The sequence below is a fragment of the Streptomyces sp. MP131-18 genome, from assembly GCF_001984575.1.
In the GTDB taxonomy this organism is placed as follows: Bacteria; Actinomycetota; Actinomycetes; order Streptomycetales; family Streptomycetaceae; genus Streptomyces; species Streptomyces johnsoniae.
The window spans coordinates 5,023,581-5,029,580 of sequence record NZ_LZNS01000001.1; the positions used below are offsets into that span (position 1 = coordinate 5,023,581).

9 protein-coding genes and 1 pseudogene are annotated in these 6,000 nt (G+C 69.6%); 8 read left to right on the top strand and 2 right to left on the bottom strand.

What is annotated here, in order from left to right; translation table 11 throughout:
* The first annotated feature begins 64 nt into the window (after positions 1-64).
* The 3 genes from STBA_RS22815 to STBA_RS22825 are packed head-to-tail and all read left to right on the top strand — an operon-like array spanning position 65 to position 1,748.
* Positions 65-820 carry a TetR/AcrR family transcriptional regulator gene (locus STBA_RS22815; protein WP_077061024.1) on the top strand — a complete coding sequence of 252 codons (756 nt, stop codon included), beginning with the start codon at positions 65-67 and terminating at the stop codon, positions 818-820.
* A gap of 48 nt (positions 821-868) precedes the next feature.
* A complete protein-coding gene (locus STBA_RS22820) occupies positions 869-1,525 on the top strand; it encodes a HemK2/MTQ2 family protein methyltransferase (RefSeq protein WP_077061025.1) in 657 nt (218 codons plus the stop codon).
* Positions 1,526-1,559: 34 nt separating this feature from the next.
* A complete protein-coding gene (locus STBA_RS22825) occupies positions 1,560-1,748 on the top strand; it encodes a CDGSH iron-sulfur domain-containing protein (protein ID WP_077063522.1) in 189 nt (62 codons plus the stop codon).
* Here the strand turns inward: STBA_RS22825 and STBA_RS22830 are convergent.
* Positions 1,731-2,714, bottom strand: coding sequence for an iron-containing redox enzyme family protein (locus STBA_RS22830; protein WP_077061026.1), 984 nt, complete (start codon positions 2,712-2,714; stop codon positions 1,731-1,733). The genes STBA_RS22825 and STBA_RS22830 overlap by 18 nt on opposite strands.
* A 12-nt stretch (positions 2,715-2,726) precedes the next feature.
* On the bottom strand, positions 2,727-4,064 hold the full coding sequence (locus STBA_RS22835) for a tetratricopeptide repeat protein (RefSeq protein WP_366510858.1): 1,338 nt from the start codon (positions 4,062-4,064) through the stop codon (positions 2,727-2,729).
* A 179-nt stretch (positions 4,065-4,243) separates the two neighbouring features.
* Here STBA_RS22835 and STBA_RS37945 point away from each other — a divergent pair, with 179 nt between their 5' ends.
* From STBA_RS37945 to STBA_RS22855, 5 genes and pseudogenes are all read left to right on the top strand, one after another.
* The gene (locus STBA_RS37945) at positions 4,244-4,381 is read left to right on the top strand and encodes a hypothetical protein (protein WP_171987767.1); all 138 of its coding nucleotides are present in this window, start codon (positions 4,244-4,246) and stop codon (positions 4,379-4,381) included.
* Between the two features lie 8 nt (positions 4,382-4,389).
* On the top strand, positions 4,390-4,602 hold the full coding sequence (locus tag STBA_RS22840) for a hypothetical protein (RefSeq protein ID WP_077061028.1): 213 nt from the start codon (positions 4,390-4,392) through the stop codon (positions 4,600-4,602).
* Between the two features lie 160 nt (positions 4,603-4,762).
* Positions 4,763-4,953: pseudogene (locus STBA_RS22845) on the top strand (hypothetical protein).
* Positions 4,937-5,461 (top strand): DUF6879 family protein, encoded by a 525-nt coding sequence (locus tag STBA_RS22850; RefSeq protein ID WP_077061029.1) that lies wholly within the window; start codon positions 4,937-4,939, stop codon positions 5,459-5,461. Before STBA_RS22845 ends, STBA_RS22850 begins: the two are co-directional and overlap by 17 nt.
* Positions 5,437-6,000: Scr1 family TA system antitoxin-like transcriptional regulator (locus tag STBA_RS22855; protein ID WP_077061030.1), on the top strand; the 564-nt coding region annotated here is incomplete at its 3' end. The genes STBA_RS22850 and STBA_RS22855, both read left to right, overlap by 25 nt.

Below are 6,000 nucleotides of genomic sequence, written 5' to 3' on the forward strand. Positions count from 1 at the left end.
GTAGACTTGGGTATACACCATACACAGTTTTAGGATGCGGTCAATCGCCGACCGAAGGAGAACGATGGGAACGGGGTCGCGTGATGTCGAGCGCATGATCGACCTGCTCTGGCGCACCGGGCAGCCCGGCACCCGCGGGCCGCGCGGCTCGCTGACCGTCGACCGGATCGTCGCCACCGCCATCGAGATCGCCGACGCCGAGGGGCTCGGCGGGGTGTCCATGCGCAAGGTCGCGGAGCGGCTCGGCGTCACCACCATGTCCCTCTACCGCTACGTCCCGGGCAAGGAAGATCTCCTCGACCTGATGTTCGAGATGGCGTCGGGAGTGCCGGACACCGACGCCTGGCCCGACGACTGGCGCGGTCGGCTGACCGCCTACGCCCTCGACTCCCGTGCCCTGCTGCTGGGACGGCCCTGGATGGCGGACATTCCCCTCAGCGGCCCGCCCATGGGCCCGAACAACCTGACCTGGATGGAGGCCGTCCTTTCCTCCCTCGACAGCACCGGTCTGCCCGACGACGACATGGTCGGCATGCTGATGCTCCTCACCAGCTTCGTGCTCCACGACGTGCAGCAGCAGCTCTCCATGACCCGCGCCGTCCCCCGCACCGGCGTCAGCTACGAGGACTGGGGGCACATCTACGGCAGAACGATCGCCGCGCGCGCCGACCCCGAACGCTTCCCCACCGTGGCCAGGGTCGTGGCGTCCGGCGCCTTCGGCGACGAAGCGTCCACCGCGGACGAGGACTTCCTGTACGGGATCACCTTCGTCCTCGACGGCATCGACAGCCTCATCAAAACCAGGAACGGCGGCGCCTGAGCCCGACCGGCGCCGGTTCGGAAGTGGCCCAGCGGGTACTCGGGGCCGATGTGGCTGCTGAGACCCCCCGGCGTGTACGCGCCGCAGGACGACACGTCCCTGCTGCGCGAGGCGCTGCTGCGTGAACCCGCCCCCGTCGGCGCCCGCGTCCTCGACGTCGGCACCGGCACCGGGGCGCTGGCCCTCGCCGCCGCCCGCAGGGGCGCGGCGAGCGTCACGGCCGTCGACACCTCGCGCCGCGCGGTGCTCACCACCAAAGTGAACGCGCTGCTCGCCGGACTGCCCGTACGTGTCCGCCACGGCGACCTGTTCGGGCCCGTGGACGGCCAGACGTTCGACCTGGTGCTGGCCAACCCGCCCTACGTCGTCTCACCCCACGCCTACCTCCCGCGCCGCGGCCCGGCCCGCGCCTGGGACGCGGGCCGCGACGGCCGCGCGCTCCTCGACCGCATCTGCGCCCAACTGCCGCCACTGCTGCGGCCCGGCGGCGTCGCGCTGACCGTGCACTCGGCGCTGTGCGACCCCGACCGAACGGTCGCCCTGCTCCGCGCCGGCGGCCTCGACGCCGAGGTGACCGACCGGCGGCCGATCCCGTTCGGCCCTGTCATGTCCGCGCGCGCCGACTGGCTGCGCGACCAGGGCCTGCTCGGGCCCGACGACACCACGGAGGAGCTGGCCGTTGTCCGCGCCGAACGAGCCGCCTGAGCAGGGACCGCCGTCCGAGGCCCGGCGGGTCTCCATGGAGCCCGGCGGGCCCCTGCTGATCGAAGGACCCGTGGAGTTCGTCGCCGAGGACGGCACGGTCATCCGCTCCGACCGCCCGGTGGTCGCCCTGTGCACCTGCCGCCGCAGCCGCCGCTTCCCGTTCTGCGACACCAGCCACCGCCGCCGCGGCAAACGCTCACAGGGGTCACAGGGGCGCGCGTAGCGCGGAACGCCCCGCCTCCCACGCCCCCAGCAACCGGTCGCCGAGCCGGTCCTCCAGCCACCCGGTGGCCCCGATACCGAACGCGACATCCCGTTCGAGCTGCGGCTCCGCCTCCAGCAGCCCGCCGATGACCTCCCGGCGCACCACCTGCTCGTGCACCGCGTCCGCCTCCACGTGCTCCGCGTAGAACCCGACCGCCGCCGGACCCGCGCCGAGCCGCGCCATGCCCTGCGCGATGCGCCGCGAACCGGGCGACGAGGTGATCTCCACCGCCGCGAAATGCCCCACCAGCGCACCACGCAGCGCGCGGTGCAGCCCGAGCAGCGACATGAGGTTGACGGTCGCCAGCAGCTCCGCCGTTCCGGACTCCAGGTAGCGCCCGTAGTCCGCGTCCAGGCCCAGATCGGCCATCAGATCGGCGTACAGCCGCACATGCATGCGCTCGGCCCGCCCGCCGCCGTACTCGTCGTACTCGACGGCGACGAACCCGGCTTTCGCCCGGCCGGTCAGCCGCGGAATGACCCAGGCGTGCGGGTCGCCCTCCTTCAAGTGGTACAGCGAACGAAGCGCCGCGTACTCGCGCACGTGCGCCAGCTCCGCACGGTCCCGCAGGAAGTAGGAGACGCCGGTGCCGTCCACCGGTTCGAGCAGCAGCTCGTCCAGTACCTGCGAAAGGTCGCCCGACGCCGGCACGTCGTTCCGCAGCGCGGCGAGGAACCGTTCCTCCAGCAGCGCCCGCAGCCCCAGCAGCCGCGCGTCCCACTCCCAGTCCTCGTCGACCCCGCCGATCCCGCGGTAGTGCAGCTCGTAGCACAGGTACAACGCCAGGTGCAGATCCTCCCCGTACGGGTCGGCCGCCGCCGCGGCCACCCCGTCGAACGGCCGCGCTCCCACCCGCGCCGGCCGCCGCGCCAGCACCCCGATCAGCGCCGCCGACACCTCACCACGCGCGGACGGCAACGTCATCACGGCGAACCCTCACAATCCTGATCCTGCGGCCCGGGACACAACAGCACCGCCCCGAGTACCCCGCCCACCCACCCCCAACCCACGAACCCGCTCATCCAACGCCCGCGCCCCACGATTCCCCAGATACGGCCGAAGCAGCCCCCGAATCCCCCCGACCCGCTCATCCGCCCGGCCGGAACGGATGCCCTCGTAGTCGTCGAGCACGCGGTGCCACGTCTCACAGGCCGCGTCCAAGTGGCCCGCCGTCAGCTGACGTTCCGCCATCAGCGCGCCGAACCTGACCGCGGAGCCGCGGCTGTCGCCCGCGTCGCGGAGCCGGAAGTGCAGGCGGAAGGACGACACGCTCCCGGCCGTGTCCCCGAGACCGTGGCGCACCTGGGCCGTGGTGTAGGCGAGCGTCGAGGGGGCGTACCCGCCGAACGTGGTCAATCCGCTCTCCGCCCGGTCGAGGGCGGTCTCGGTCTCGCGCAGCGCACGCAGCGCGCCGGTGCGTTCGCCCGCGACGGCGAAGGCGTGCGCCTGCTGCCCCGCGTAGAACGCGCGCATCCGCGGCGTGGCGCCCGGTGCCGCCTCGGCTGCCGCGTCGGCGAGCCGCACGGCCAGGGGCCCGTGTCCCAGGTCGGCCGCCTGTACCGACATGCCGCGCAGCACGTGGCAGTGAACGTCGCGGTCCCCGGCCTCGGCGGCCAGCTCCAGCGCCGTCAGGTACCAGCGCTGCGCCATGGCGTGATCGCCCTCGTCCACCGCCATCCAGCCCGTGAGGTAGCAGAGGAAGGCCGCCTCCCTCGCCATGGCCCGCCGCACGTGGCCGGGCGCGTCGGCCCTGAGATGGTCCCCCAGGTGGTTCGCGACGAACGCGGCGGCCAGCGGCCTGGCATAGCCGCCACCGAACTCGTCGCACATGCCGGACAGCCGTTCGGTCATGTCCTTCACGACCCGTACCTCGGCCATGCCGACCCGCGACGCGCGGCCGGTCGAGACGGCCGTCACCCGTTCCGCGGCCTCTGACCACCCCGGAACGGCCATGGCCGCCGAAAAGACCCCCGCACTGAGCACGCCCCGGCGGCTCGGGTCCATGTCCGACCTCCCCAGCTCCACCAGCTCCTCGACGGTACTCATACCCGCCTGAGCGTTCTGGTGTGCGGCCGGAGGCGGGAAACCGAGGTCGGTGTGGGTGAGTGCGCGGCCGAGTCGGCGGCTCAGGGCCTCGACGACGAACGGCCGGGCGATTTTCCGGGGGAGTGTGCCGGAGAGCCAGTTGCTGATGGAGGGCTGGTCGTAGCGCAGAACGAGGCCGGTCTCCGCGGCGGCCCGGTTGACCGCCCGTGCGAACTGGCCTTCACCCATGCCGGATTCGGCAAGAAGGACGGCGAGTGCCGTATTCGGTTCGCGTCTGCCCATCGGCCACCCCGTTCGCATCGCCATTGATGTGTTGATCGCCCGCCTCGTTCCTCACCGTACCGCCCACCGGTGCCCCTGGGTTGTGATGAGTGCACACGTGGTGACGACGGAAAGGTGGGTGGCCGATGAGCGGAACGCGGGCGGAGGAGCCGGAAAGGGCAGAGCCGGCGGAGGTGGCGGAGCCGCTGGCGGAACTGTGGGAGGAAGCTGATGAATTGATGAAGCGGATCGACGCCCACCTGTCCCGCGAGGAGGACCGGTGAGGGAAGGAGTGCTGGTCGCGGTCGAAATCGACGCGCATTCCGTGCGGCGCGGCGACCAACTGATGATCGGGGGCCAGACCTTCACAATCTGCGATATGACGGCCCTGCCGCGCAACGCGAAACGCCTCCATTTCACGGGCGGCGAGACCATGACGCTGACCCGCACCACAACCCTGTGGGCCGCCCGCCGCACCGACCCACGCCGCATGAGGCGGGCATGATCAGCGCGGTCCGGCGCCGGGAAGAAGGAGGTAGCAGGTGCCTTTCCGGCTCGGGTTTCCCGTTCCGTCAATCGTAGCCGCTTGACCCGCGATCCCTCACCCCGGGAACATCGGCAGAAGAGGCGGGAGTTGAGGGCAGAAGTGAGGAAGGACCCGTGCCATGAAGGTCACCAAGCTGGTGAGTACGTGCGACATCAAGGACTGTCCGGCCATCTATGCCACGGATCGCGGTACCGTCCTGGTGCAGGGTGAGACGCCGATCGATCACGGTCTTCAGCTCCCGCTCACGAAACTCTCGTCGAAATCCCGGTTGAACTGATCCGGAAGGCCGTTCGTGACAACCTCATCTAGGACCCTCGGTGATCTCTTCGATACGTTTGAGCGCGAGGCATTCCGCTTGGAGACCCTGGACGACTACAGTCAGTCGGGGAATGTCGATGCTTACCAAGCGTTCCTGGCAGGACAACCGCAGCCGGACGACTACAACGCGGGCTGGGTGGAGGAACTCCGCTCACATACCCGGAAAGGGAAGCGGATTCACCGGGTGCATGTAGTGTCCCGCCCGCTCACAGACTATCTCAGATTCGAACTCGGGTGGGGGTATCAGAAGAATATGACCGGGGGTGAGGAGTTCTCCATCCTCGATGCCACGAATCATCCCGGACCGCTCAGTGGCGTTCCCGATTTCTGGCTCTTCGATTCCGAGTCCGTGGCCGTGATGAACTATGACGGAGCCGGAAAGTTCTTGGGATCGGAAGTGCTCCCGCCGGGCCGGGCTGCGGAATTCACCCGGTACCGTGACGTGGCGCTCACCCATGCGGAACCGTTCACTGCATGGTGGGCCGCGCACGGCGGGTGAACGAGGCGCAATTCGGTGCGGCGTTGCGGGCCCTGCGCCTGGCATCCGGCAAGGAGGCCAAGGCGGTGGCCCGCAACGCCATCATGTCTCCGTCCAAGCTATCCAAGATCGAGAACGCGAAGATGGCGGCCTCTGCGGCGGACGTGGAACGCATTCTGACTGCCATCGACGTCTCGGATGAAGTCAAGGCGGAATATGGGGAGGCGGCACGAGCATCTGCGACGGAGGCGACCGCGTGGCGTCTGCTGAAACGGATGGGACTGCACAAGGGGCAGCAGGCCACCAAAGCCCTTGAAGCCCAGATGGCAACGCTCCAGCTGTTTCAGCCGGCACTCGTGCCAGGGCTGCTCCAGACGCCGGAGTACATCCGAGCTGTCCTTCAGCGCCACAACCTGAGCGACGATTGCCTCATTCGGACGATCAGCGGGAGGCTTGAGCGTCAGTCGATTCTGTACGACAGCAGCAAGTCACTCCGCTTTGTCATCACAGAACCCGTCCTGCGGTGGTGTATTGTCCCACCACAGATGATGGCGGCTTTA